At 65.1% G+C, this 26,263-nt stretch carries 23 protein-coding genes; 18 read left to right on the forward strand and 5 right to left on the reverse strand.

From position 1 onward, the window contains the following. The first annotated feature begins 66 nt into the window (after positions 1–66). From ACIQF4_RS01440 to ACIQF4_RS01465, 6 genes are all read left to right on the forward strand, one after another. Positions 67–1,167, forward strand: coding sequence for an ABC transporter ATP-binding protein (locus ACIQF4_RS01440; protein ID WP_400513954.1), 1,101 nt, complete (start codon positions 67–69; stop codon positions 1,165–1,167). Continuing rightward, positions 1,167–1,898 (forward strand): ABC transporter permease, encoded by a 732-nt coding sequence (locus tag ACIQF4_RS01445; RefSeq protein ID WP_400513956.1) that lies wholly within the window; start codon positions 1,167–1,169, stop codon positions 1,896–1,898. Before ACIQF4_RS01440 ends, ACIQF4_RS01445 begins: the two co-directional genes overlap by 1 nt. Beyond that, positions 1,895–2,641, forward strand: coding sequence for an ABC transporter permease (locus tag ACIQF4_RS01450; RefSeq protein WP_231457031.1), 747 nt, complete (start codon positions 1,895–1,897; stop codon positions 2,639–2,641). Before ACIQF4_RS01445 ends, ACIQF4_RS01450 begins: the two co-directional genes overlap by 4 nt. Further along, a complete protein-coding gene (locus tag ACIQF4_RS01455; RefSeq protein ID WP_400513958.1) occupies positions 2,638–3,600 on the forward strand; it encodes a glycine betaine ABC transporter substrate-binding protein in 963 nt (320 codons plus the stop codon). Before ACIQF4_RS01450 ends, ACIQF4_RS01455 begins: the two co-directional genes overlap by 4 nt. Positions 3,601–3,749: 149 nt before the next feature. Next, positions 3,750–4,970, forward strand: a complete 1,221-nt coding sequence (locus tag ACIQF4_RS01460; RefSeq protein ID WP_350001920.1) for a pyridoxal phosphate-dependent aminotransferase — start codon at positions 3,750–3,752, stop codon at positions 4,968–4,970. 51 nt (positions 4,971–5,021) lie between these two features. Then, entirely contained in the window at positions 5,022–5,876 is an 855-nt protein-coding gene (locus tag ACIQF4_RS01465) for a polyphosphate kinase 2 family protein (protein ID WP_350001918.1), read from the forward strand. Positions 5,877–5,925: 49 nt separating this feature from the next. On the opposite strand, the gene ACIQF4_RS01470 is transcribed toward ACIQF4_RS01465, so the two are convergent. Beyond that, entirely contained in the window at positions 5,926–6,144 is a 219-nt protein-coding gene (locus tag ACIQF4_RS01470) for an exodeoxyribonuclease VII small subunit (RefSeq protein WP_400513961.1), read from the reverse strand. After that, positions 6,137–7,477 (reverse strand): exodeoxyribonuclease VII large subunit, encoded by a 1,341-nt coding sequence (xseA, locus tag ACIQF4_RS01475; RefSeq protein WP_400513963.1) that lies wholly within the window; start codon positions 7,475–7,477, stop codon positions 6,137–6,139. Before xseA ends, ACIQF4_RS01470 begins: the two co-directional genes overlap by 8 nt. 238 nt (positions 7,478–7,715) lie before the next feature. On the opposite strand from xseA, the gene ACIQF4_RS01480 reads away from it, so the two are divergent. Then, on the forward strand, positions 7,716–8,567 hold the full coding sequence (locus tag ACIQF4_RS01480; protein ID WP_400513965.1) for a hypothetical protein: 852 nt from the start codon (positions 7,716–7,718) through the stop codon (positions 8,565–8,567). 9 nt (positions 8,568–8,576) lie between these two features. Further along, on the forward strand, positions 8,577–9,656 hold the full coding sequence (locus tag ACIQF4_RS01485) for a 4-hydroxy-3-methylbut-2-enyl diphosphate reductase (RefSeq protein WP_188809698.1): 1,080 nt from the start codon (positions 8,577–8,579) through the stop codon (positions 9,654–9,656). Between the two features lie 172 nt (positions 9,657–9,828). On the opposite strand, the gene ACIQF4_RS01490 is transcribed toward ACIQF4_RS01485, so the two are convergent. Beyond that, positions 9,829–11,076, reverse strand: a complete 1,248-nt coding sequence (locus tag ACIQF4_RS01490) for a DNA recombination protein RmuC (protein ID WP_350001910.1) — start codon at positions 11,074–11,076, stop codon at positions 9,829–9,831. Positions 11,077–11,176: 100 nt separating this feature from the next. On the opposite strand from ACIQF4_RS01490, the gene ychF reads away from it, so the two are divergent. The 8 genes from ychF (at position 11,177) to ACIQF4_RS01530 (ending at position 22,239) form a co-directional block, all read left to right on the forward strand. Next, positions 11,177–12,262 carry a redox-regulated ATPase YchF gene (gene ychF / locus ACIQF4_RS01495; protein WP_350001909.1) on the forward strand — a complete coding sequence of 362 codons (1,086 nt, stop codon included), beginning with the start codon at positions 11,177–11,179 and terminating at the stop codon, positions 12,260–12,262. A gap of 113 nt (positions 12,263–12,375) precedes the next feature. After that, on the forward strand, positions 12,376–13,047 hold the full coding sequence (locus ACIQF4_RS01500; protein ID WP_400513968.1) for an SDR family NAD(P)-dependent oxidoreductase: 672 nt from the start codon (positions 12,376–12,378) through the stop codon (positions 13,045–13,047). 81 nt (positions 13,048–13,128) lie between these two features. Then, on the forward strand, positions 13,129–14,748 hold the full coding sequence (locus ACIQF4_RS01505; RefSeq protein ID WP_400513969.1) for a cryptochrome/photolyase family protein: 1,620 nt from the start codon (positions 13,129–13,131) through the stop codon (positions 14,746–14,748). A 63-nt stretch (positions 14,749–14,811) separates the two neighbouring features. Then, positions 14,812–16,590 carry an ABC transporter family substrate-binding protein gene (locus tag ACIQF4_RS01510; RefSeq protein WP_400513970.1) on the forward strand — a complete coding sequence of 593 codons (1,779 nt, stop codon included), beginning with the start codon at positions 14,812–14,814 and terminating at the stop codon, positions 16,588–16,590. A gap of 261 nt (positions 16,591–16,851) precedes the next feature. Continuing rightward, positions 16,852–18,522, forward strand: coding sequence for an ABC transporter substrate-binding protein (locus tag ACIQF4_RS01515; protein ID WP_350001900.1), 1,671 nt, complete (start codon positions 16,852–16,854; stop codon positions 18,520–18,522). A gap of 129 nt (positions 18,523–18,651) precedes the next feature. Then, on the forward strand, positions 18,652–19,581 hold the full coding sequence (locus ACIQF4_RS01520; protein ID WP_066277571.1) for an ABC transporter permease: 930 nt from the start codon (positions 18,652–18,654) through the stop codon (positions 19,579–19,581). Next, positions 19,571–20,521: an ABC transporter permease gene (locus tag ACIQF4_RS01525; RefSeq protein ID WP_350001898.1), complete on the forward strand. Its 951-nt coding sequence runs from the start codon at positions 19,571–19,573 to the stop codon at positions 20,519–20,521. The genes ACIQF4_RS01520 and ACIQF4_RS01525 overlap by 11 nt, the downstream gene beginning before the upstream one ends. An 11-nt stretch (positions 20,522–20,532) precedes the next feature. Then, positions 20,533–22,239 carry an ABC transporter ATP-binding protein gene (locus ACIQF4_RS01530; RefSeq protein ID WP_350001897.1) on the forward strand — a complete coding sequence of 569 codons (1,707 nt, stop codon included), beginning with the start codon at positions 20,533–20,535 and terminating at the stop codon, positions 22,237–22,239. Positions 22,240–22,307: 68 nt separating this feature from the next. On the opposite strand, the gene ACIQF4_RS01535 is transcribed toward ACIQF4_RS01530, so the two are convergent. Continuing rightward, the gene (locus tag ACIQF4_RS01535) at positions 22,308–23,189 is read right to left on the reverse strand and encodes an SGNH/GDSL hydrolase family protein (protein WP_400513972.1); all 882 of its coding nucleotides are present in this window, start codon (positions 23,187–23,189) and stop codon (positions 22,308–22,310) included. A gap of 270 nt (positions 23,190–23,459) precedes the next feature. Between ACIQF4_RS01535 and typA the strand changes: the two genes are divergently transcribed. Continuing rightward, positions 23,460–25,388 carry a translational GTPase TypA gene (gene typA / locus ACIQF4_RS01540; RefSeq protein WP_350001894.1) on the forward strand — a complete coding sequence of 643 codons (1,929 nt, stop codon included), beginning with the start codon at positions 23,460–23,462 and terminating at the stop codon, positions 25,386–25,388. Between the two features lie 160 nt (positions 25,389–25,548). On the opposite strand, the gene ACIQF4_RS01545 is transcribed toward typA, so the two are convergent. Beyond that, complete coding sequence (locus ACIQF4_RS01545; protein ID WP_350001892.1) at positions 25,549–25,788, reverse strand: hypothetical protein; 240 nt, start codon at positions 25,786–25,788, stop codon at positions 25,549–25,551. Between the two features lie 136 nt (positions 25,789–25,924). On the opposite strand from ACIQF4_RS01545, the gene fdxA reads away from it, so the two are divergent. After that, positions 25,925–26,251 carry a ferredoxin gene (gene fdxA, locus ACIQF4_RS01550; protein WP_026265673.1) on the forward strand — a complete coding sequence of 109 codons (327 nt, stop codon included), beginning with the start codon at positions 25,925–25,927 and terminating at the stop codon, positions 26,249–26,251. The last annotated feature ends 12 nt before the right edge of the window (positions 26,252–26,263 follow it).

Here is a 26,263-nt window from a genome sequence, read left to right on the forward strand (position 1 = left end):
CAGCGTGCTGATGACAATGTCGCGGTGCTTCCAGAGGCCGTCCCAGAGAACAGGTGAGTCCGCGCCATGGACCAGGCCAAGATCGAGTTTCAGAGCGTCACCAAGCAGTTCCAGGGCGGGCAGCCGGCCGTGGACAACCTTTCCATGTCCATTGGCAAGGGCTCCATCACCGTCTTCGTGGGCCCGTCAGGCTGCGGCAAGACAACCTCTCTGCGCATGATCAACCGGATGGTGGAACCAACCTCCGGGACCATCACGGTGGACGGCAAGGATGTCACCTCCGTGCCGGCGCCCGAACTCCGCCGGTCCATGGGCTACGTGATGCAGTCGGCCGGGCTGCTGCCCCACCGCTCCGTACTGGACAACATTGCCACCGTGCCCAGGCTGAACGGCGTATCCAAGGCGGATGCCCGCCGCCGCGCCGAGGAACTCCTGGATGTGGTGGGCCTGGCCCGGCCGCTCGCCAGGCGTTACCCGTCCCAGCTCTCCGGCGGCCAGCAGCAGCGCGTGGGGGTAGCCCGTGCGCTCGCCGCCGATCCGCCCATTTTGCTGATGGATGAGCCGTTCAGCGCCGTGGATCCCGTGGTCCGCGACGAGTTGCAGCAGGAGCTGCTGCGGCTCCAGAAGGACCTGGCCAAGACCATCGTCTTCGTCACCCATGACATCGATGAAGCCACCGTCCTGGGCGACAAGGTGGCCGTCTTCGCGGTCGGCGGGAAGCTTGCCCAGTACGCCACGCCGGAGGAAATCCTCCGTGCCCCGGCAAACGACTTCGTGGCCTCCTTCGTGGGACGTGACCGGGGATTCCGGCACCTGGGCTTCACCCCGTCCGACGGCGTCACCCTCCACACCGTGCCGACGATCATCCGCGGAAGCAGCGGTTCAGGGACGGATCCGGAGGCAGCCAGCGGCTGGCAGCTGGTGGTGGACGAAAACATGCGCCCGCTGGGCTGGTCCACGCCCGGCTCTGATGGCGGCCTCATCCCGGGAGGTTCATTGTTCCGTCCCGGGGAAAGCCTGCGCCGCGCCCTCGACGCTGCCCTGTCCTCGCCGTCGGGCCTTGGCGTCGCAGTGAATGCGGAGGGCCAGGTGCAGGGTGTCATCCGGGGCGGCGAAGTGCTGGCCCTCATCGAGGAAGCCCGCCAGCTCCGGCAGGCTGCACTCTGATGGAATGGTTCCTGGCCAACAGCGGCATGGTCCTGGAGCGGTCCGGCCAGCACCTGGTGCTTGCCCTGGTCCCCATGGTCCTGGGCTTTGTCATCTCCCTTCCCCTTGCGCAGCTGGCCCGCCAGAACCGGACCCTCCGCTCTGTGGTGCTGACAGCCTCCTCGCTGCTGTACACCATTCCGTCCCTGGCCCTGTTCATCATCCTTCCCACCGTCCTGGGCACCAGGATCCTTGACCCGCTCAACGTGGTGGTGGCCCTGACCATCTACGCCGTTGCCCTCCTGGTCCGCGCCGCCCTGGACGCCTTCGACTCGGTGAGCGAGGACGTGGGCCAGGCCGCGGTGGCCATGGGGTACAAGCCGCTGGCGCGATTCCTGCGGGTGGACCTGCCGCTGTCCCTGCCGGTGATGTTTGCCGGGCTCCGCGTGGTGTCCGTCAGCAACATCTCCCTGGTCAGCGTGGCAGCGCTGCTTGGCATCGGAAACCTCGGCATGCTGTTCACCTCAGGACTGCAGCGCGGCTTCGTCACGGAAATCGTGGTGGGGATCATCGCCATCCTTGTCCTCGCCCTGCTCATGGACGCATTGCTGGTCCTGCTGGAACGGCTCCTCACGCCGTGGGAGCGGGCCGGGCGGCGGGGGACCCGCCAGCAGGACGGCGGTAACTCGGTAGAAGCAGTTGACGCAGCCGCACGTTATTCCAAGCCGAGGACCGGAGGCGGAAGCGCATGAGCAACGTTTTCACGGACACTTTCGCCTGGCTGGCCGACCCCCTGCACTGGACCGGCGCCGCAGGAATTCCCGCCCGGCTGGGTGAGCACCTCCAGTACACGGGCCTGGTCATGCTGATAGCCGTTGCCATTGCCGTCCCCGTTGGCATGTACGTGGGCCACACGGGCCGGGGGAGGGTTGCCGTAGTGGCGCTCGCCGGTGCACTGCGCGCCTTGCCCACCCTGGGGCTGCTGACACTCTTCGTGCTGCTCGCCGGAATCGGGCTGATGCCGCCCATCTGGGCGCTGGTGATCCTCACGGTCCCGCCGCTGCTGGCCGGCACCTACGCCGGTATTTCCAGCGTGGACCGCAACGTGGTGGATGCCGCCCGGGCCATGGGCATGACCGAACTGCAGGTCCTGTTCCGGGCTGAACTGCCCAACGCCCTGACCGTTATGTTCGGCGGCTTCCGGACCGGCGTGCTGCAGGTCATCGCCACCGTCTCCGTGGTGGCCTATATCAACCTGGGCGGCCTGGGCCGCTACCTATTCGACGGACTGGTCCTCAGCGACTTCCCCCAGATGCTCGGCGGGTCCCTGCTCATCGCAGCGCTCGCTATCGCCGTCGACCTCGTCCTGTCCCTTTTCCAGAGGCTGTTCCTGGCAACAGGCGCCTCCGGCCAGTCCCGCCGCAGCCAGCAGGCTGCGGCCGATCTCACAGACCCCGTCCTGGCGGAGGCTGTGGTACAAGGAGGTAAATCATGAAGGAAAGCCGTCCACACCATCTCGGCAGGCGTGCATTCAGCGGGCTCGCCGCCGGGCTCGGCCTGGCCATGGCATTGTCCGCGTGCGGAGGATCCTCCGATCCGCTGAGCAACGCGCCGGCCACCAGCGGGGCAGCCTCCGGGGAAGCAACGTCCCTCGTTGTCGGCTCTGCCGACTTCCCGGAAAGCCAGATTGTGGCAGAAATCTACGCAGGAGCCCTGACCGCCGCCGGCATCACCGCCACCACCAAGCCGAACATCGGCTCCCGCGAGGTGTACATCAAGGCCGTCCAGGACGGTTCGGTGGACGTGGTTCCGGACTACACCGGCAACCTCCTGCTGCACGTGGACAAGGAAGCCGCCGAGGAATCGGCGGACGACATCGCCGCAGCCCTGCCGGAGAAGCTGCCGGACGGACTGGCGGTGCTGGAAGCCTCCGAGGCCGAGAACAAGGACGCCATGGTGGTCACCAAGGCCACCGCCGAGAAGTACCAGCTGAAGTCCCTCGAGGACCTGGCCAAGGTATGCAGCGAAATCGTGGTGGGCGCCCCCGCCACCTTCGCCGAGCGCGCCTACGGACTGCCCGGCCTGAAGGAGAACTACAACTGCGAACCGAAGAAGCTGGAGCCGTTCAGTGACGGCGGCGGTCCCGTGACGCTCAAGGCGCTCCTGGAGGACCAGGTGCAGGTGGCGGACATCTACACCACCACCCCGTCGATCGCAGACAACGACCTCGTTGTGCTGGAAGACCCCAAGAACAACTTCATCGCCCAGCAGGTGGTTCCGCTGTACAACGAGGCGAAAATGACCGACACAGCCAAGGAGGCCCTCAACTCGGTGTCCCGCATCCTGACCACCGAGGACCTCATCAACCTGAACCGGGCCGTCAGTGGCAGCCAGAAGCAGGGTGCCAAGGAGGCTGCGGACGCGTGGCTGAAGGAAAAGGGCATCGTCAAGTAAACCCTCCCCTCCTGGCCCTAGGCAGTACGACGGCGGCTGCCGGACTTCCCGAAGTCCGGCAGCCGCCGTCGTCCCTTCCTGGTGGCGGCGCGCGCAGCCTGTGGCTGACGTCTCACGGCCGTCCATCCTTCCTGTGGCATATTTGAGGGATGGCAGAATTCAGGCAGTCCACCAAGCTCAACAACGTCCTTTATGACATTCGTGGACCGATCCTCCAGGCTGCCCAGCAGATGGAGGCCGAGGGGCACCGGATCCTCAAACTGAACATCGGCAATCCCGCGCCGTTTGGCTTCGAAGCACCGGACGCCATCCTCGTGGACATGATCCGCCACCTGCCGCACGCCCAGGGCTACAGCGATTCCCGCGGCATTTTCTCCGCACGGACCGCCGTGTCGCAGTACTACCAGACCCGGGACATCCACAACATCCATGTGGATGACATCTACCTGGGCAACGGCGTCAGCGAACTCATCACCATGTCCCTGATGGCCCTGCTCGATGACGGTGACGAAGTCCTGATCCCCACCCCGGACTACCCGCTGTGGACCGCATCCGTGGCGCTCGCCGGCGGCAGGCCCGTCCACTACCTCTGCGACGAGGAAACGGGCTGGCAGCCGGACCTGGAGGACATGGAAGCCAAGATCACGCCCCGCACCAAGGGCATCGTGGTCATCAACCCCAACAACCCCACCGGCGCCGTCTACCCGGAAGAGACGCTGAAGAAAATCGTTGCCCTAGCAGAGAAGCACGGCCTGGTGGTCTTCGCCGACGAGATCTACGAGAAGATCCTGTATGAGGACGCCGTCCACATCAACCTGGCCAAACTGACCGGTGACGACGTCCTGTGCCTGACCTTCAGCGGCCTGTCCAAGGCCTACCGGGTGTGCGGCTACCGGGCAGGCTGGATGGCCATCTCTGGCCCCAAGAAGGATGCCGCGGACTACCTCGAGGGCATCAGCCTCCTGGCCAACATGCGCCTCTGCGCGAACGTTCCGGCCCAGCATGCCATCCAGACTGCACTGGGCGGCTACCAAAGCATCAACGACCTCATCCTGCCGGGCGGGCGCCTGCTGGAGCAGCGCAACAAGGCCTACGACATGCTCAACGCCATCCCGGGCGTCAGCACCCAGCAGGCACGCGGCGCGCTCTACCTTTTCCCGAAACTCGACCCCGAGGTCTACCACATCCGCGACGACGAGAAGTTCGTCCTGGACCTGCTCAGGGAACAAAAGATCCTGGTGTCCCACGGCAGGGCGTTCAACTGGGTCCGCCCGGACCACTTCCGGATGGTCACCCTGCCCAACGTCAAGGACATCGAAGAGGCCGTGGGCCGGATGGGGGACTTCCTAAGCAGGTACCAGGGCAACTAGCCTGTGCTCACGGGCGCTTCGGTCCCGTGGAACTTCGCGAAAGGACTTCCCATGGCTGGTGCCGTTGGCTTTCACCAGGACCCCTCCGAGACCCTGCGGGCCGGCAAGGGCTTTTCGTTGAGCGACCTGGATCCTGGTTCAACGCCGGGCTTCGATGGCACCAAGGAGGACGGCCAGGCCCTGCTCGCAGCGATGGACGACGAGCTGGCTGGACTGCAGGAAAAACTCTTCGCAGAGTCCCGGTTCGGCGGCCGCAAGCGCATCCTGCTGATCCTCCAGGCCATGGACACCGCCGGCAAAGGCGGCATCGTCAACCACGTGATGGCTGCCATGGATCCCCAGGGTGTCCAGTTCAAGGCCTTCAAGGCTCCCACGGATGTGGAAAAATCATATGATTTCCTGTGGCGGATCGAAAAGGAAGTTCCCGCTGCCGGCATGGTGGGCGTATTTGACCGCTCCCACTACGAGGACGTCCTGATTCACCGCGTCCACCGCTGGGCCAGCCCGGAGGAACTCAAGCGCCGGTACGTAGCCATCAACGAGTTTGAGGCCAGGCTCAGCGGCTCCGGAACCACGGTTGTGAAGGTGATGCTCCACATCAGTGGAGAGGAACAGAAGGAGCGGCTGCTGGCCCGGCTGGACAACCCGGCCAAGCATTGGAAATACAGCCGGGGGGACCTCGACGAACGCGCGTTCTGGGAGGACTACATGAGCGCCTACCAGTCAGCCATCGATGAAACCAACACCGCGAACGCGCCCTGGTACGTTGTCCCCGCCAACAAGAAATGGTTTGCCAGGATCGCCGTGCAGCAGCTGCTGCTGGGGGCGCTGAACGGCATGGACCTTCAATGGCCCAAAGCCGAGTTCGACGTAGCCCTGGAGCGGGAGCTGGTGGCACGGTCCTGACACTTGGCCCCGGATCCGGTGACCCGGGCTCAGGGCTCCGGCTGCGGGCTTAGAGCGGCTGGTCGCGGGCAGCTGCCAGCCGCTTCCGGGCGCCTTCCAGCCATTCCTCGCAACACGCCGCCAGGGCCTCGCCGCGTTCCCATAGGGCCAGGGATTCTTCAAGGCTGGCGCCGCCGGCCTCAAGCTTTCCCACCACGGCGATGAGTTGTTCCCGGGCTTCCTCGTAGCTCAGTGCCTTGATGTCGGCCGCTGGGTTCTGCTCAGTCATTGACTTCTCCGGTTTCCGTAGTGGGCTGTTCAAGTGTGCCGGTGGAGGTTGCGCCGAAGCGGCCTTCAGCCACGCGGATGGAAAGGGGCGAGCCGGCCGGAGCCTCGGCCGGGCGGCGCACCACTGCATGGCCCGCGGTGCCGGCTTCTTCGGCCTGCTTTCCGGCGAGTTCCACGACGGCGTACCCCCGGTCCAGCGTCTTCTGCGGTGACAGCGCCCGCACCTGGGCTTTCAGGTGCCCAAGCTGGTCAGCCGCGCGGACCACGGAGGAGCTGACGGCGGCGGAGGACCTCCTGAGCAGCCGCTCAATTTCTTCGGACCGGATGGTCACGAGTCCTTCCGGCGCAGCCAGCACCGGCCGCGAGTGGAGGGACGCCAGGCGGTCCGCTTCCCTGTCCACCAGCCGTTCCATGCACCGGCGCAGCTGCACGCGTGCCTGGCGCACCCCTGCCAGTTCCTCGGACACTTCCGGGACAATCCGCTTGGCGGCGTCCGTGGGGGTTGAAGCCCGCAGGTCCGCAACGTCGTCCAGCAGCGGCCGGTCCGCCTCATGGCCGATGGCGCTGACCACGGGGGTGGCGGCAGCGGCCACGGCCCGGATCAGTTCCTCGCTGTTGAAGGGCAGGAGATCCTCCAGGGCGCCTCCGCCGCGGGCGATCACGATGACATCCACTTCGGGCAGGCCGTCCAGGTCGCGGAGGGCGCGGACCACCTGGGCCACCGCTGTGTTTCCCTGCACGGCCACCTCCCGGATTTCGAACTCGACCGCGGGCCAGCGCAGGGCCGCGTTGCGCAGGATGTCCTTCTTGGCGTCGGAATCACGGCCGGTGATGAGGCCAATCCGGTGGGGCAGCAGTGGCAGGGGCTTCTTGCGGGAGTCCGCAAAGAGGCCTTCGGCGGCGAGGGCCTGGCGCAGCCGCTCGATCCGGGCCAGGAGATCGCCCAGGCCCACCGGCCTGATGTCCCTGACCATCATGTTCAGCCGGCCGGTCTTGATCCAGAACTCCGGCTTCAGCAGTGCAACGACCCGCGAGCCCCGCTCCAGCGGCAGGTTCTGGCGTTCCAGCACCTTGGTCCAGACAGAGGCCGGCAGCGAAACCTCGGCGTCGACATCCCTCAGGGTGAGGTAGGCGTTGCTGCCACGGCGGTTCAGCTCAATGACCTGGCCCTCAACCCATGCCGAAGGGGTCCGGTCGATATGGGCCTTGAGCTTCTGTGACAGCAGCTGGAGCGGCCACGGGTTGTCCGGGCTGGTTTCGGCGGCCGTGGCAGGCAGCGTTGTGGGCGCCGCAAGCTGCTGGCCGGAGACCGGAAGCGACGCCTGGTCAGACATGCGGACGCTCGTGGCGGGCTGGAGCTGCGGGCATGGGGTCCTTCATCCGTTGGTGGGCTGTTTGTTGCAGCGCTGGTTTTCATAGGGCCGGTTGTTATACGGCCGGTTTTTGTAGGGCTGTGGTTCTTCGGCGGTCATTTCAACCTTATCCATAAGCTCTACCACCCAGGACTGACAGGATCCCGCCTGGAGCCCCGCCTAGGATGGATTGACCGCCCGCCAACCTGAAGGATGCTCCGTGCGAAGTTTTGTCTCCGCTGCCGCCACCGTGCTGGCAGTCCTGCTGGCCGCAGTGGCAGTCCCCGCCATCTGGCTGGACCGCAACATCGTCCAGGAACAGGGCTTCGTTGAGCTGGCGGCTCCGCTCGGCAGGGATCCGGGGTTCCAGCAGCAGCTGGCCACGGCCGCAGTGGCAACCATCGATACCAGCGCCGTTCCCGGGTTTCTTTCGGACCTGGTCCAGCCGGTGCTGGAGGATGCCGCATCAGCACTGGCCGCCCTGCCGCAGTATCCGGCCGCCTGGGAGGAAACGCTGCGCAAGAGCCACCGGCTCAGCTTCGCCGGCCCGGCAACGGACGACGGCGGATCAGCGCCGGCTTCATCGCTCACCCTTGATGTCGCCCCCTTGGTGTCGCTGGGCGCCGGGGAGATCTCGCGCACCACGGGGCTGCCGCTGGACCCGCCGGACCAGACCCTCATCAATGTGGGCCAGCCCGAGCACAAGGAATGGACCGAGAGGCTCACCACGTACGCCCCCGCCGGATACCTGCTGGCCGGAGGCTCGGCGATCGCACTGCTCCTGGCCCTGGTGGCGGCGAACCGGCGGTGGTCAGTGGTTGCCGGTGCAGGAGCAGGCGCGCTCGTCCTCGCGGCTGCATGGTCCCTGGGGTCCGGGATTGCGTCCGCTACTGTTGTGTCCGCGGACAGCGGAAATGAGGTTGCCAACATGTTCAGGGACGAGTTCGTGGCTGCCGCTGCAGCAGATTTCGGCGGCTGGACCATGGCAGCGGCGGTTGGGGGCGGTGCCTTGTTGCTGCTGGGCCTGGTGGCCGGGCTGGCCACGCGAAAGCGGGCGCGGGCAAGCCGGTAGCATGGAGTAATGACCCCCTCAGCTGTTTCCCTTTCGATGCCCACCATCCCGCGTAGGCGCCGCTCACCTGAGGAAGTTGCTGCCGCAGCCCCCGTCTCCGGGACCAAGAAGGTGCTGCTCGCTGCTCCCCGCGGTTACTGCGCCGGCGTTGACCGTGCCGTCATCGCCGTCGAGAAGGCCCTGGAGCACTACGGCCCTCCGGTGTACGTGCGGAAGCAGATCGTCCACAACGTGCACGTGGTCAGCTCCCTGGAGGAGCAGGGTGCCATTTTCGTCGACGAGACCGACGAAGTGCCCGAGGGTGCCCTGGTCATCTTCTCGGCCCACGGCGTATCGCCGGCAGTTGTCCAGTCCGCCGAGGACCGCGGCCTGCGCACCATCGATGCCACCTGCCCCCTGGTGACCAAGGTCCACAAGGAAGCTGTCCGGTTTGCCAAGGACGATTTCGACATCCTGCTGATCGGCCACGACGGCCACGAGGAAGTCGAGGGCACGGCCGGCGAAGCCCCGGAACACATCCAGATCATCAACGGCCCCCACGAAGTGGACAAGGTCACCGTCCGGGACCCCGAAAAGGTGATCTGGCTTTCCCAGACCACCCTCAGCGTGGACGAAACCATGGAGACCGTCCGGCTGCTCAAGCAGCGGTTCCCCACCCTGCAGGATCCGCCCAGCGATGACATCTGCTACGCCACCACCAACCGCCAGGTGGCCATCAAGAAGATCTCGCCGCAGGCAGACCTGGTGATCGTGGTGGGCTCAGCGAACTCCTCCAACTCTGTCCGGCTCGTGGAGGTGGCCCTGGAGTACGGGGCGAAGGCGTCCTACCGCGTGGATTTCGCCAACGAGGTGGACGAGGCCTGGTTCGAAGGCGTGGCCACTGTGGGCGTGACGTCCGGGGCATCCGTTCCGGAAGTCCTGGTCCAGGACGTCCTGCGCCTGCTGGCCGACTACGGCTACGGCACCGTGGAGGAAGTCGTCACCGCTGAGGAAGACCTGCTCTTCTCGCTGCCCAAGGAACTCAGGGCGACACTCAAGCAGGCCGGCGACGTCAGCCGTGCCCTGGGTGGACGCCGCTCCCGGGACTGACCGGCACCCAGCCGAACCGGCGCAGGTTTGTGGTGTGCGCAGGTTTGTGGTGTGCGCAGGTTCGTGGTGTGCGCAGCGGGTGACTGTGCATCTGATTGCAGTTCGTAGTGACTGTTGTTGAAGTGGGCCCGGCAACAGCCGGGCCCACTTTTGTGTCCCCTTGGCGTGGCTTTCAGGCTGCCTCGTGGTCGCTTTGCAGTTCAGGCGCCGCCAGGGCCCGCGGGGTGACCTCAACAACGGGAGGGGCAGCAAGTCCGGATTCCTCAAGCGAGTTCAGTTTGCGTGCCGTGGGAAGGACACGGGCCTCCAGGGTCCCCACCATGGCGTTGTAGCGGTCCACCGACGATTTCAGGGACGAGCCCAGTTTGGTGACGTTCTCGCCCAGGGTCCCCATCCGGTCGTACAGCTGCCGTGCCAGTTCGAACAACTCCCGGGCGCTGTCCGTCAGGACGTCCTGCCGCCAGGTGAAGGCCACGGACTTGAGCACGGCCAGCAGCGTGCTGGGCGATGCCAGGACCACGTTCTTGGACAGTGCATGATCAAGGAGACCGGCGTCCGCCATGAGCGCGGCGGCCAGGATGGACTCGGCAGGGATAAAGCAGATCACCAGCTCGGGGGAGTTGCCCGGAATGTCCCAGTACTTCTTGCTGCTCAGGGAATCAACGTGAGCCCGCAACGCCTTGGCATGGGCGGCCAGCAGCGCCTGCTGGTTCCGGCGGTCGCTCCCGGACAGCGGTCCGGCCTGCCGGGCGCGGGAACCGTCGGCGGCGCGGAGGTCCTGCGCCGCGCCAAGTTCCTGGGCTTCCAGGTAGGAGGAGAGCGGTACTTTCGCATCCACCACCAGCTGTTTCTCTCCCGGCAGCTGCACCACCAGGTCCGGCCTCACGCCCGAATCGTGCCCGGCACTGTGGACCTGCTCCACGAAATCGACGTGCCGCAGCATGCCGGAGGCTTCCACCACCCGCCGGAGCTGGACTTCACCCCACTGGCCGCGGGCGCTGTTCGACCGGAGGGCAGACTCCAGTGCATGGGTCGAGCGGATCAGCTGTTCGTCGGAGAGCCGCGCTTCCTGCAACTGCTGGGCGAGCTGGCCGTATTGCTCCACCCGGTCCCGTTCCAGCAGCGCCACCTGCTGCTGGACGGCCGTCAGTTTCTCCGCCACCGGGGCCAGCGCCCGCAGCACGCTGCCGTCCTGTGTCCGGGCCTCTCCCAGCTCGCGGTTCTGTGCCGCCAAAAGCCTTCGCTCGGCGTCGGCCGCGGCAAACTGCGCGCTGACCTCGGAAAGCCGTGACGACACGGCGTCGAAGTCCTCCTCCAGGCCACGCGTGTTTTTCCGCAGCACGAAGAACACAACGGCAGCACCCGCCAGGGCGCCCAGCAGCAGCATGAACAAAGCAAGAATCAAGGCGAAACCATCCATGCCCTCACTGTCGCACGGGGCTGTGACATTTTGCCGAAGCGACATTTCCCCCGGCCGGCACCGGACCCCGGGCCGCCCGCTGCGGGTAGAATAAATCCTCGTGGCTCTTACTATTGGCATCGTCGGACTGCCCAACGTCGGCAAATCAACTCTCTTCAACGCGCTCACCCGCAACCAGGTCCTGGCAGCGAACTACCCGTTCGCCACCATCGAACCCAATGTCGGCGTCGTGAACCTGCCCGACCCCCGGCTTCAGAAGCTGGCTGAGATATTCGGTTCGCAGCGCCTCCTGCCCGCACCGGTGTCGTTCGTGGACATCGCCGGCATCGTCAAGGGTGCCTCGGAAGGAGAAGGCCTGGGCAACAAGTTCCTGGCCAACATCCGCGAAGCCGAAGCTATTGCCCAGGTGGTGCGGGTGTTCGACGACCCCGATGTCATCCACGTCGACGGCAAGGTTGATCCGCGCTCGGACATGGAAACCATCAATACCGAGCTGATCCTGGCTGACCTGCAGACCATCGAGAACGCGATTCCGCGGATCGAAAAGGAAGTCAAGATCAAGAAGCGGGAAGCCGCGGAGCTTGCCGCCATCAAGGCAGCCCAGGTGGTCCTGGAGCGCGGCGACACCATCTTCTCTTCCATCAAGAGCGACAAGCTGGAGATGGAACACCTCAAGGAGCTCGGCCTCCTGACGGCCAAGCCGTTCATCTACGTCTTCAACGCCGATGAAGGCATCCTGGGCAGTCCCGAAAAGCAGGAAGAACTGCGGGCCATGGTTGCCCCGGCGGACGCCGTCTTCCTTGACGCCAAGCTCGAAGCCGACCTCGTGGAACTGGACGAGGAAGAAGCCCGGGAGATGCTGGAAATGAATGGCCAGGACGAATCCGGGCTGGACCAGCTGGCGCGCGTCGGCTTCCACACGCTGGGGCTGCAGACCTACCTCACCGCCGGCCCCAAGGAAACCCGCGCCTGGACCATCCGCCAGGGCGATACGGCACCGCAGGCTGCAGGGGTAATCCACTCTGACTTCCAGCGCGGCTTCATCAAGGCCGAGGTGGTGTCCTTCAACGATCTGGTGGAAGCCGGGTCCATGGCCGAGGCCAAATCCCGCGGCAAGGTCCGCATTGAGGGTAAGGAATACGTCATGGCCGACGGCGACGTGGTGGAGTTCCGCTTCAACGTCTAGGCCACAGAATCTCCAGACGGGCCCATCTGCTGCCGCGCGTGGGCCCGTCTCGTCCAGCATCAGGGAACCGTCCCCCGCTCGGCTGCCTGCAGCACGTGACCTAGGATCTACCCATGACGACTCTTCAGGGTGCGGTTGTTCTGGTAGTTGGCGCCACCGGCGGGCTCGGTTCGCGCATCGCCGCCCAGCTGGAAAGCAACGGCGCCATCGTCGCCCGGTCGTCAAAATCTGCGGGGCACAATCTGCGCGACCCCTCCGTGATCCAGAAGGTGCTGGATGACACAACAGCGCAGTACGGACGCCTCGACGGGCTGGTGGTTGCGTCCGGGGTCGTGGCCTTCGGTGCCGCATCAGGGCTTGAACCCGCCACGGTGGACGAACTCTTCGCCGTGAACACGACCAGTCCGATCCAGCTCATCACGCGGAGCCAGCCCTACCTCGAGGCCTCGGCACGCGAGGGCCGGGAACCGTTCGTTGTCACACTGAGCGGCGTTGTGGCCGAGGCACCCGTCGCCGGCCTGGCGGCATACTCGGCGTCGAAGGCCGGGCTTGCGGCCTTCGTTGTCGCAGCGGCGCGGGAGTATCGCCGTGCGGGCATCCGGATCGTAGACGCCCGCCCAGGCCACACTGGCACCACGCTGTCCGATCATCCGATCGCCGGGTCAGCGCCGCAATTCGGCGCGGCACTGGATCCGGACCTGGTTGCAGCGCGGATTATCACCGCGATCGTCGACGGCGAGAAGGATCTGCCCAGCACCGCCTTCCACGCTCGTCCAAGTCCATAACTGCGCGCCAAAGAACCCAATGAATTCCGTTCAGGGTTCATTGCTGACGGCGGAGGCGTCCAGGCCCCTTATGGTTGGAAAATGACGTCCGGCCCGCACCTGCGCCTGGTACTGCCGCATCAGTTGTTCCGCGAGCAAGTCAATGCGGCAGATGAGACCGTATTTGTGCTGATCGAGCATGACCTGCTCTTTCGCCAGTACTCGTTCCACTCCCACAAACTGGTCCTGCACCGGGCGTCCATGATCCGTTTCGCCCGGCGCCTGGGCGGGAACGGCCAAGAGGTCATTGTCCTCCGCAGCGACTCCGGCCGCAGCTCCCGCCAGCAGCTCGCGGACCTGGTGCGCCGCCGCCGCCCGGCCCGGGTGACCTGGTTCGACGTGGTGGACGACTGGCTTGAACAGGACCTCCATGCCGGCCTGGCCGACGGCGGCTACCGGATGCGCGGCGAGGACGTGCTGGAGACGCCCAACTTCCTCACCGACCGAAGCCAGATTGACCAGTGGTTTGCCGCCAACGCTGCCCGCATGCATGACTTCTACGTATGGCAGCGCCGCCGCCTCGGCATCCTGGTCGACGGCGGGGAGCCGGCAGGCGGGAAATGGTCCTTTGACGCAGACAACCGGAAAAAGCTTCCCCGGGGGTACGCGCCTCCCACGGTGGGCCGGTTCGCCCGCCACGCCATCCAGCGGCCGGAGGGTACCTTTGACCTTGACGCCCTCACCGGACCGGAAGCCCCTCCCGGAGATGTGGCGTTGGACGACGTCGAACAGGCCATTGCCTGGGTGGCGGAGGAGTTTCCGGATGCTCCGGGCGATCCCGCCCTGTTTGCCTGGCCCACGAGCGCGGACGAGGCACGCAAGCACCTGCAAGAGTTCGTCCGCGAACGGCTGGACGACTTCGGCCCCTACGAGGACGCAATTTCCACAACGCATCCGTTCATCGCCCACGGCCTGCTCACGCCGGCGTTGAACATCGGCCTGCTGGACCCGCGGGAGGTCCTGGAGGCCGTGCTCGAGGGTGCAGGCCCAAATACTCCCCTCGCCTCCCTGGAGGGTTTCGTCCGGCAGGTGATTGGCTGGCGTGAATACATGCGTGCCACCTACCGGACCCGCGGCCGGCAGATGCGCACCGCCAACCGGTTGAACCACAGCAACGGGCTGGGGGACGGGTGGTGGGATGCAAGTACCGGGCTGGCCCCCGTGGACCTGGTGATCTCGCGGGTGCTTGCCACGGGGTATGCCCACCACATTGAGCGGTTGATGGTCCTGGGCAACGCCATGTCCCTGCTGCGGGTCCATCCGGACGACGTCTACGAATGGTTCATGGAACTCTTCGTCGACGCGTACGACTGGGTGATGGTCCCCAACGTGTATGCCATGAGCCAGTTCGCCGCGGGGGAGGAGATCACCACGAAACCGTACGTTTCCGGCAGCAACTACCTTCGCAGGATGTCGGACCTGCCGGCGGGGGAATGGGTGCACGACTGGGACGGGCTCTACTGGACCTTCGTCGATGACCACCGGGAGGTCTTCGCGCGGAATCCGCGCTCCCGGATGGCGGTCTCCCTGCTGGACGCCATGGACCCGGAGAAGCGGCGGGAGCACCGCCGTCGTGCTGAAGCCCTGCTCGGCGCAGGGCAGGAGGCAACACGGCTGCTGCGGGCGGCACCGGCAATCAAGGGGCCGCACGCACTATCCTGAGTACAGGGCGTGATCCTGGCGATTCCAGGAGCCCCTCCCGCAGAAGGAAAAGAAGGAGGCGGCATGCCGTTCAGGCGTCTGGTGCACTACATCACCGCGGCCGTGGCGGCCGCCCTGGTCCTGTCGGGGTGTTCAGGCAACGGCGGCACCGCTCCCGTGGTGGTGGGGGAAGCCAAACGCGGCGGCAGCGTGACCGTGGCGGAGGCCAACACTTTCTCGTCCTTCAACCCTTACAGCGCGGACGGCAACACCGATATCAACTCCAAGATCGGTTACATCACCCACTCAGGCTTCTACTACCTGGATGACGCCGCAAAGGTAGTGCGGAACGAAAAATTCGGGCGCTTCGAGAAGGTCTCGGACCAGCCGCTGAAGGTCAGGTATACCGTCAACGAGGGCGTTAAATGGTCCGACGGCGAGGCGGTCGACGCCGGCGACCTCCTCCTGAGCTGGGCGGCCGGGTCAGGTTATTTCGACGACGCCGACCCCCTGGCGGGCACAGGCACCACATACTTCTCAGTAGCCTCCGACACCAGCGGCCTTGCCGGTACCGTCCTGCCGGAAATCGGGGCAGACGGCCGCTCCATCACCCTGGAATACGCCGTCCCCTACGCTGACTGGGAAGTGGCGTTCGACGTCGGCCTGCCGGCGCACGTGGTGGCAGCCAAGAGCGGCCTGAACGACGAGGAAGACCTGGTCGACCTGATCCGGGACTCGCCCCGCGGCAACGGGGAGGAGCCGGCCGTCAATGAACCCCTCAAACGGGTCAGCGATTTCTGGAACTCCGGGTTCGACACCAAAAGCCTGCCCGAGGATCCTTCCGTGTTCCTCTCGAGCGGCCCGTACATCGTGCGCGACATCGTCCCCGAGGTCTCCATGACCCTCGTGCGGAACCGCGACTACGTGTGGGGCCAGGAGCCCTGGCTGGATGAAATAACCATCCGCTTCACCGGCTCCGTGCCCACGGCAGTCGAAGCGCTCCGGAACGGCCAGGCGGACATCATCTCGCCGCAGCCTTCCGCCGAAACCGGGGAACTCCTGGCAGGGCTTGCGGGCCAGGGCAACACCGTCGAGTGGTACAACCAGTCAGGCTACGACCACCTGGACCTCAACTTCTCCGGGCCGTTCGCCGACGAGGACATCCGCCAGGCGTTCCTCAAGACGGTACCCCGCCAAGCCATTATTGACGCCGTGGTGGGCGACCGGCAGCCCGATGCGGCACCGCTGGATTCGCACGTGTTCCTGCCCTCCCAGCCCAAATACAACGACACCGTTAAGGACAACGGCTCGTCGGACTACGCGGAGGTGGACATCGATGGGGCAAAGGCGCTCCTGGATGGTGCCACCCCCACCATTCGGATCCTCTACAACCGGGACAACCCCAACCGCGCCACGGCATTTTCCCTGATCAGGGACTCTGCCGCGCAGGCAGGTTTCCAGGTGGCCGATGCGGGGGAGGGGAGTGCTGACTGGGCCCGGGCGCTCGGCGGGGAAGGCTACGATGCCGCGCTGCTGGGATGGATTGGCACCGCAGCGGGGGTCAGCCGCGTCCCCCAGATTTTCCGTACCGGGGCCGGCAGCAACTTCAACGGCTTTTCCGACGGCGACGCCGACAGGCTGATGGAACAGCTTGCCGGCACCACGGACCTGGGCAAGCAGGATGAGCTGCTGGCGGAGATCGACAAACAGATCTGGGAAAGCGCCTATGGCCTCCCGCTCTACCAGACCGTTGGTGCCACTGCCTTCAGCGCCCGGGTGGCGGGCGTCAAGACGAGCGCCGGCCCCCTGGGTGTTTGGTGGAACGTGTGGGACTGGCGCCTGGCGCAGCCGTCAGCATCCTGAAATTGGCGGACAAAAGCTTCCAGCCTGGCCGATTCGCCGTAGGGGCTACCGGCGAGTAGCATGTGACTTGCACAACTTCCGTTGACCGACTAGGCGTTCAGTTCGAGCCGGTCACGGTTTGGCAACGGAGTACCAGTATCTGGACTTCGTGCGGTTAGGCTACTCGTATATGTAGGTTGCGTCACAGTCGAAAGCTGCGTCTCACCTGCGGGGAAGCACCAGATTCCCCCTCGTTATCTCCCACAACTCATAGGAGGCGGAATGCGTTTTACGCGCACTTCCAAAGCACTGGGCATGGTGGCAATCGCCGCCCTCGCCCTGACCGGCTGCGGCGCTGGAGGCGGCAGCAATGAAGGGGCAAGCGACGCCGCAGGCGATCCGGCCAAGATCATCACCGCCTACAGCAACGAACCACAGAACCCGTTGCTGCCGGCAAACACCAACGAAGTCTACGGCGGCCGCGTTGTAGAGCTTCTCTTCGAAGGCCTGACCAGCTACAGCCCCAGCGGCGAGTCGGTCAACGCGCTGGCAGAGTCCATCGAATCCCCGGATGGCCAGAACTACACCATCAAGGTCAAGAGCGGCACCAAGTTCACCAACGGCGAGGAAGTCACCGCCAAGAGCTTCGTTGACGCATGGAACTTCGCAGCGCTGAGCACCAACGCCCAGGCGAACAGCAGCTTCTTTGAGTCCATCGAGGGCTACGACGCCGTCAGCGCCACCAAGAAGGAAGGCGAGACGGAGGTTCCCGCCCCCACGGCCGAGACCCTCTCCGGCCTGGTCCTCAAGGATGACTCAACCATTGAGGTCAAGCTGACGCAGCCGGAGGCCGACTGGCCCCTGCGCCTTGGCTACACGGCCTTCATGCCGCTTCCCTCCGAGGCCATCGCTGATCCCAAGGCTTTCGGCGAGAACCCCGTTGGCAATGGCCCCTACAAGATGGCCAAGGAAGGCGCCTGGCAGCACGACAGCCAGATTGAACTCGTCAAGAACGAGGACTACGCCGGTACCCGCGAAGCCAAGAACGGCGGCGTGACCTTCAAGTTCTACACGGACCCGGCTCCCGCCTACACCGACATCCAGGCCAACAACCTGGACGTCACGGACGTCCTTCCGACCAACGCCCTGAAGACCTACACCACGGACTTCCCGGACAACCACCTGAACAAGCCTTACGCAGGCAACTCCACCCTGAACATCCCGGGCTACCTGCCCGAGTTCCAGGGCGAAGCCGGCAAGCTGCGCCGTCAGGCCATCTCCATGGCCATCAACCGCGACGAGATCACCAAGGTCATCTTCAGCGGTACCCGCATTCCGGCCAAGGACTTCACCTCCCCGGCCGTGGACGGCTACAACGAGAACGTCGAAGGATCCGACGTCCTGAAGTTCGACGCCGCCAAGGCAAAGGAAACCTGGGAAAAGGCGAACGCCATCAGCCCGTGGCCGGCTGACAAGACCCTTCAGCTCGGTTACAACACCGATGGCGGCAACAAGGAATGGATCGACGCCGTCGCCAACAACCTGAAGAACAACCTCGGCATCCAGGTCGAAGGCCAGCCCTTCGCCAAGTTTGCCGAACTTCTGGACCTCCGTAAGTCCCAGACGCTTCCCGGCTTCGCCCGGGCCGGCTGGCAGGCAGACTACCCGTCGCTCTACAACTTCCTCGGCCCGCTGCTGCGGACCGGCGCCAGCGCCAACTACGAGGGCTACTCGAACCCCGAGTTCGACAAGCTCCTTGACGAAGGCCTGGGTTCGAAGTCCACCGACGACGCCAACGCGAAGTTCACCGAGGCCCAGGAAATCCTGTTCCAGGACCTGCCCAACCTCCCGCTGTGGTACTCCGCACGCCAGGTCGTGTGGAGCCAGAATGTCACGAACGTGGACAGCGGCTGGAACGGTGTCATCCAGTACTACAACATCACCGCAAAGTAGTCCTGAGACCGTCCAACTCAAATAGCTAGTGGGGGTCCGGCACCAGCCGGGCCCCCATAGCCTTGATACCGGCAGGAAGCTGTCCTACATGAAATTCCCCCCATCTCCACAAACCCCGGAGGGTCTGCTGTGATCCAGTTCATTCTCCGGCGGTTGCTCCAAGTCATCCCCGTTTTCCTGGGCACCACCCTGCTGGTCTACTTCATGGTGTTTGCCCTTCCCGGGGACCCCATCAGGGCGCTCTTCGGAGACCGTCCCCCGAGCGAAGCCGTGATCGCGGCCCTTCGCCAGCAGTACAACCTGGACCAGCCGTTCTGGGTCCAGTACGGCCTGTTCCTCAAGAACCTCTTTACGTTCAACCTGGGTGTTGACTTCACCGGCCAGCCCATCGCCGCAACCCTCGGCCGCGTCTTCCCCGTCACCGTGATGCTGGCCGTCGAAGCGCTGGTCATCCAGGCAGTGTTCGGCATCGGCTTCGGACTCATCGCCGGCCTCCGCAAGGGAAAGATCTTCGATTCGACCGTCCTGCTGGCCTCGCTCGTCGTCATCGCCATCCCCATCTTTGTCCTCGGCTTCGTCCTGCAGCTCGTCTTCGGCGTCTACCTCGGTTGGGCCAAACCCACCGTGGGCACTGACGTCAGCTGGAGCACGCTGCTGCTCCCGGCCTTCGCGCTTGCGCTGGTCTCCTTCGCCTACGTGCTCCGCCTCACCCGCGCGTCCGTGATTGAAAACTCGACGGCCGATTACGTGCGTACCGCTACTGCCAAGGGCCTGTCCCGGCCGCGGGTAGTCATGGCGCACATCCTCCGCAACTCGATGATTCCGGTCGTCACCTACCTGGGCGCCAGCCTCGGCGGCCTGATGGGCGGCGCCATTGTCACCGAAGGCATTTTCAACGTCCCCGGTGTGGGGCAGAAGCTCTACCAGGCAATTCTCCGCAGCGAAGGACCCACCGTCGTCGCGATCGTGAGCGTGCTGGTGCTGGTCTTCGTTATCGCCAACCTGCTGGTTGATTTGCTGTACGCCTGGCTTGATCCGAGGATTCGCTATGAAAAGTAACCAAGACACCACGCACTTCGTTGCCCCGCTGGAGGAGACCCCTCTGCTGGCAACGGATGCGGTGAAGACTGACCAGGCCCCGCTGAGCCTGTGGGCTGACGCCTGGCGGAAGCTCCGCCGTCGTCCGCTGTTCATCGTCTCGGCAGTGATGATCCTGGTCATCCTTGTTGTGGCGTTCTTCCCGGGCCTGTTCACCCAGACTCCGCCGAACGACAACTGCCAGCTGGCAAACTCGGACGGCGCGCCCTCGGCCGGGCATCCGTTTGGATTCACCTTCCAGGGCTGCGACGTGTACGCCCGCGTCATCTACGGCACGCAAGCCTCGGTCATGGTTGGCGTGTTCGCCGTCATTGGCGTGCTCATCATCGGGGTGACCCTGGGCGCACTGGCCGGCTTCTACGGCGGCTGGCTCGATGCCGTGATCGCCCGCCTCGGCGATATCTTCTTTGCACTGCCGCTGGTGCTCGGCGCACTCGTGGTTACCCAGCTGCCGTTCTTCCGCGAAAACAAGAGTGTATGGACGGTCATCATGATCATCGTGCTGCTTGCCTGGCCGCAGATGGCAAGGTTGACCCGCGGCGCGGTGATCGAAGTCCGCAATGCCGACTTCATCACGGCCGCCCGGTCGCTGGGTGTGTCCAGGATCCAAAGCCTCATCAAGCATGTGCTGCCCAACGCCCTCGCCCCCATCATCGTGCTGGCCACCATGGAGCTGGGCGTGTTCATTGTGCTGGAGGCGACGTTGTCCTTCCTTGGCATCGGCCTTCCCGGCAGCATCATGTCCTGGGGCAACGACATTTCCGCGGCGCAGTCCTCAATCCGCACCAACCCCGCAGTGCTCCTTTACCCGGCTGCCGCCCTGTCCATCACCGTCCTGAGCTTCATCATGTTGGGCGACGCCCTGCGCGATGCTCTTGACCCGAAGAGCCGCCAGCGATGAAAGAGGCACATGTGACTGCATCAGACGTCACCATTACCGAAGCCGGATCACCCGCAAACCGGCCGCTCCTGGAAATCCGGGACCTGGCCATCACGTTCAACACCAGCAACGGCGAAGTGAACGCTGTCCGCAATGCCCACCTCACCATCATGCCGGGCGAGACCGTGGCGATCGTGGGCGAGTCAGGCTCAGGCAAATCAACAACCGCCCTCGCGGCCATCGGCCTGCTGCCGGCAAACGGACGGGTCTCCGGCGGACAGATCCTGCTGGACGGCGAGGATATCTCGCACGCGCCGGAAAAGCGGATGATCGAGCTGCGCGGCAACACCATCGGCATGGTGCCCCAGGACCCCATGTCCAACCTCAACCCCGTGTGGAAAATCGGATACCAGGTCAAGGAAACCCTGCGCGCCAACGGCAGGCCCAGCGGACCGGAGGACATCGCGAAGGTCCTGTCCGAGGCAGGCCTTCCGGATGCCCACCGCCGCGCCAAGCAGTACCCGCACGAGTTCTCCGGCGGCATGCGCCAGCGGGCCCTGATCGCCATCGGCCTGTCCTGCCAGCCCCGGCTGCTGATTGCGGATGAGCCCACGTCGGCGCTGGATGTCACGGTGCAGCGGCAGATCCTGGACCACCTTGAAGGCATGACCTCCGAGCTTGGTACAGCTGTCCTGCTGATCACCCACGACCTTGGCCTTGCCGCTGAACGCGCGGACAAGGTTGTTGTCATGTACCGGGGTCAGGTGGTCGAATCCGGGCCGTCGCTGGAGCTGCTGCAGAACCCGCAGCATCCCTACACCAAGCGGCTCGTGGAGTCGGCACCGTCCCTGGCCAGCCGGCGGATCCAAGTTGCCAAGGAACAGGGCGTGGAAGCGGCGGACCTCCTGGCTCCGGCCGCTGAGGCACTTGCCGCTGACAACGTGCTGCAGATCCAGGACCTGCGAAAGGTGTACAAGCTCCGGCAGGGCCTGGGCAAATCATCCGATTTTGCGGCCGTCGACGGCGTTACCTTCGACGTCCTTCGGGGAACCACGACGGCGATCGTGGGGGAGTCGGGCTCCGGCAAGTCCACAGTGGCCAAGATGGTGCTGCAGCTGGAGAAGCCCACCGACGGCAGGATTCTTTTCGACGGCGTGGACACCTCGCTGCTGAAGCCCTCGGAACTGTTCAAGTTCCGGCGCCGGGTGCAGCCCATCTTCCAGGATCCCTACGGCTCCCTGGATCCGATGTACAACATCTACCGGACCATTGAGGAGCCGTTGCGGGTCCACAAGATCGGGAACAGGGCCAGCCGCGAGAAGAAGGTCCGCGAGCTGCTGGACCAGGTGGCGCTGCCGCAATCCACCATGCAGCGGTACCCGAACGAGCTCTCGGGCGGGCAGCGGCAGCGCGTTGCCATTGCCCGTGCGCTGGCATTGGACCCCGAAGTCATCATCTGTGACGAGGCGGTGTCCGCCCTGGACGTCCTGGTCCAGGCGCAGGTGCTGAACCTCCTGGCTGACCTGCAGTCCAACCTGGGCCTGACCTACCTCTTCATCACCCACGACCTCGCGGTGGTCCGCCAGATCGCGGACCACGTCTGCGTGATGGAGAAGGGGCGCCTGGTGGAGACAGGATCCACGGACGACGTCTTCGACGCTCCGCAGCAGGAGTACACGCAGGCGCTGCTCAACGCCATCCCGGGGGCCAAGCTGATGCTTCCGCCGGAAGTTGCATAAGCACCAGGCAGCACAACAGGAACGGCTGGAGCCGGGGCCTTCGGGCCCCGGCTCCAGCCGTCTGCTTGTCAGTCCTGTCCCGGGCCGCCGTTCATGGTGCCCGAGGCGCGCAGCGGCTGCTGGTCCGCCGTCGGCTTCCGGTCCAGGCTCAGTTCCCGGAGGCGAGCCTCGAGGAGGGTTCCCAATTTTTGGTGGCCTGCAGGGTTCATGTGCACGGAGTCGGCCAGGTCCTTGACCAGGCCATACCGGGTCAACCAGTCGCCCACGGATACAAAGGGCAGGGCATGGGACGCAGCCACCGACCCCAGCACGGCATCAACTTCGGTTCGGCGGCCGCCGCCGTGGGCCTCGCCACGGGCAAGCGTTCCAATTATCGCCATCCGCGTGCCCGGGTAGCGCTCCCGGAGCTCGGCGATAAGGCGTTCGGCGTTGGCGGCTATCCGTCTGTCACTCGCTCCGCCGGCGGCGTCGTTGCCGCCTCCCTGGATAACAATGAGTGCCGGCGTGCCGGAGGGAAGCAGCCAGTCGCCACGCAGCAGGGCATCGATGTAGTTGCCTGTTGCGCCGTTCGAGGAGACAAAACCGGTCCCGCCCCGGCCGCAGAAGTACACCTTGTACCCTGCCGCAGCCAGGCCCAGGCGTGGCCAGCCGTCCACCGGTTCCGACTGTGAATCACCGATCAGCAGGACAGTCCTGCTGATCTCGGGGATCACGGCCTCAAGCCGGCCGTTGGCCGGATTCACAACGCGGGAACCGGCAGCTATTCCAGCAGGATTCCCTGGTGCCCCTTGGGATCCCGCCGCTACTGCCGCCGCCGCAACTGGACGGACGGGATTTTCCGGGGACGGGGCGGGCAGGCCGCAGGCGGAGAGGACAACAGCAGACAAGGCAACAACCGCAGCGACGTCGGCACAACGGGTCCAGGCCCTGGCGGCCGGGGATCTTCGCATCTGGTGTCTTTCGGGCTTGCACGGTCTGTCAGAGCAATCATGTGGCATGGCGATCCGTATGGCCAGTGATATTGCCCACAATTTTCCGTGGCGGAGCAGGGCCGGGGCCACGAGGTGCCCGCACACTGCCGGAGAATTTAGGCCAATAAATGGCACTGGCGCTAGAATGGAGGAAGGCGCCCTGTGCTAAGGGCCTGATCCGTCGTGCGTTCCGGTTGGAAATGTCGCGATACAACAGCTGACTTTCACCACTGAATCGAGCCATTACGCATGTCTGAAACCACCACCAACACCGCGGTAGCCACTGCATCACGCAGTGACCTCCGCAACGTCGCGATTGTGGCCCACGTTGACCACGGCAAGACCACCCTGGTCGACGCCATGCTCAAGCAGACCAACTCCTTTGCCGAGCACAACCACCTTGAAGACCGCGTGATGGACTCCGGTGACCTGGAGCGCGAAAAGGGCATCACCATCCTGGCCAAGAACACCACCGTGGCCTACAACGGACCGTCCTCCAACGGCGAGACCATCACCATCAACGTCATCGACACCCCCGGCCACGCCGACTTCGGCGGCGAGGTGGAGCGCGGCCTGTCCATGGTCGACGGCGTCGTCCTCCTCGTTGACGCTTCCGAGGGCCCGCTGCCCCAGACGCGCTTCGTGCTGCGCAAGGCCCTCGCCGCGCACCTGCCCGTCATCCTGCTGGTCAACAAGACCGACCGTCCCGATGCCCGCATCGAGGAAGTCGTCCACGAGTCCATGGACCTCCTCCTTGGCCTTGCCTCGGACCTGGCGGACGAAGTTCCGGACCTGGACCTGGACAAGATCCTCGAAGTTCCCGTTGTCTACGCAGCCGCCAAGGTTGGCCGCGCTTCCCTGGAGCAGCCCGCTGACGGCACCGCTCCTGAGAACGAAGACCTGGAGCCGCTGTTCAAGACCATCATCGAGCACATCCCGGCACCCACCTACAACCCGGAGGGTGTGCTGCAGGCACACGTCACCAACCTGGACGCCTCCCCGTTCCTGGGCCGCCTCGCCCTGCTGCGCATCTACAACGGCACCCTGCGCAAGGGCCAGACCGTTGCCTGGGCACGCGCCAACGGTGAGCTCAAGAACGTGAAGATCACCGAACTCCTGGCCACCAAGGCCCTGGACCGCGTTCCCGCTGAGTCTGCAGGCCCGGGCGAGATCGTCGCCGTCGCCGGCATCGAGGACATCACCATCGGCGAGACCCTGACCGACGCCGAGAACCCGCAGCCGCTGCCGCTGATCACCGTGGACGATCCCGCGATCTCCATGACCATCGGTATCAACACCTCGCCGCTGGCCGGCAAGGTCAAGGGCGCCAAGGTCACCGCGCGCCAGGTGAAGGACCGCCTGGACAAGGAACTGATCGGTAACGTCTCCATCAAGGTTCTCCCCACCGAGCGTCCCGACGCCTGGGAAGTCCAGGGCCGTGGCGAGCTGGCGCTGGCCATCCTGGTGGAGCAGATGCGCCGTGAAGGCTTCGAACTGACGGTGGGCAAGCCCCAGGTTGTCACCAAGACGATCGACGGCAAGATCCACGAGCCGATGGAGCACATGACCATCGACGTCCCCGAGGAGTACCTCGGCGCCGTGACCCAGCTGATGGCAGCCCGCAAGGGCCGCATGACCAACATGGCCAACCACGGCACCGGCTGGTGCCGGATGGAATTCATCGTTCCCGCCCGCGGCCTCATCGGCTTCCGCACCAAGTTCCTCACGGACACCCGCGGCGCCGGCATCGCAGCGTCCATCTCCGAGGGCTACGAGCCGTGGGCCGGCCCCATCGAGTACCGCACCAACGGCTCGATGATTGCTGACCGCGCCGGTGTTGTCACGCCGTTCGCCATGATCAACCTGCAGGAGCGCGGCTCGTTCTTCGTCAAGCCCACCTCCGAGGTTTACGAAGGCATGATCGTGGGCGAGAACTCCCGCGCCGACGACATGGACGTCAACATCACCAAGGAAAAGAAGCTCACCAACATGCGTGCAGCCTCCTCCGACACCTTCGAGAACCTGACGCCGCCGCGCGACCTGACCCTCGAAGAGTCCCTCGAATTCGCCCGCGAGGACGAGTGCGTGGAAGTGACCCCGGAAGCCATCCGCATCCGCAAGGTCATCCTGGACACCAACGAGCGCGCCAAGGCCAACCGCGCCCGCGCCAAGGTCTAAGAGTTTTTGTCCAGATGAGGTGGCTTGAGGGCCCTTGAACCCCGCATAGCTGGACAAAAACTTATCGAAGAGCCGGTACGGCGGCGCGGATTTCCCGCCGTCGTACCGGTTTTTTCTGCTTCCCGGGGCATTGAAGGCCGCACGGCAGTGAGGACCGCGCCTACTGAGCGGGCCGGCGCCGCTCGGGTGCCGGCGGAACTTCCTTGGCGGCCACTACGTCTGAGAGCTGGATGACGACGTCGGCCTTCCGCGTGCGGATGGTGCACGCACCGGCGTCGCACGCCACCAGATGGCCCAAGGCATCCGTCAGGCCGCCCTCGATGCGGTACCGCACCACCACCCGCATTCCGGGTGCTGCGCCGGAGAGGAACCCGGCAGGGGCAGGTACAGGCTGACTCACCAGTTCATACTAGGGTGTCCCGCTAGGTTCGCGGGAACGGGCTGGGAGATAATAGGCTCAGATGTCAATGGTCCGGCCCCAGCGCCGGATGCAAGTACCGGCGGGTTGCCGGAACCAACGTGGAGAGGCCAGGGACGTGACGTACGTAATCGCGCAGCCGTGTGTAGATGTCAAGGACAAGGCATGTATTGAGGAATGCCCCGTCGACTGCATCTATGAGGGTGAGCGTTCGCTGTACATCCATCCGGACGAGTGCGTGGACTGCGGTGCCTGTGAACCGGTGTGCCCTGTTGAAGCCATTTACTACGAGGACGACACCCCGGAGGAATGGGCGGACTACTACAAGGCGAATGTTGAGTTCTTCGATGACCTCGGCTCGCCGGGCGGGGCAGCGAAGGTCGGCAACACCGGCAAGGACCACCCCATGATTGCCGCGCTGCCGCCGCAGAACCAAGACCACTGACGCGGGAAGCTA

This window comes from Pseudarthrobacter sp. NPDC092202, assembly GCF_044755505.1.
Lineage (GTDB): Bacteria > Actinomycetota > Actinomycetes > Actinomycetales > Micrococcaceae > Arthrobacter.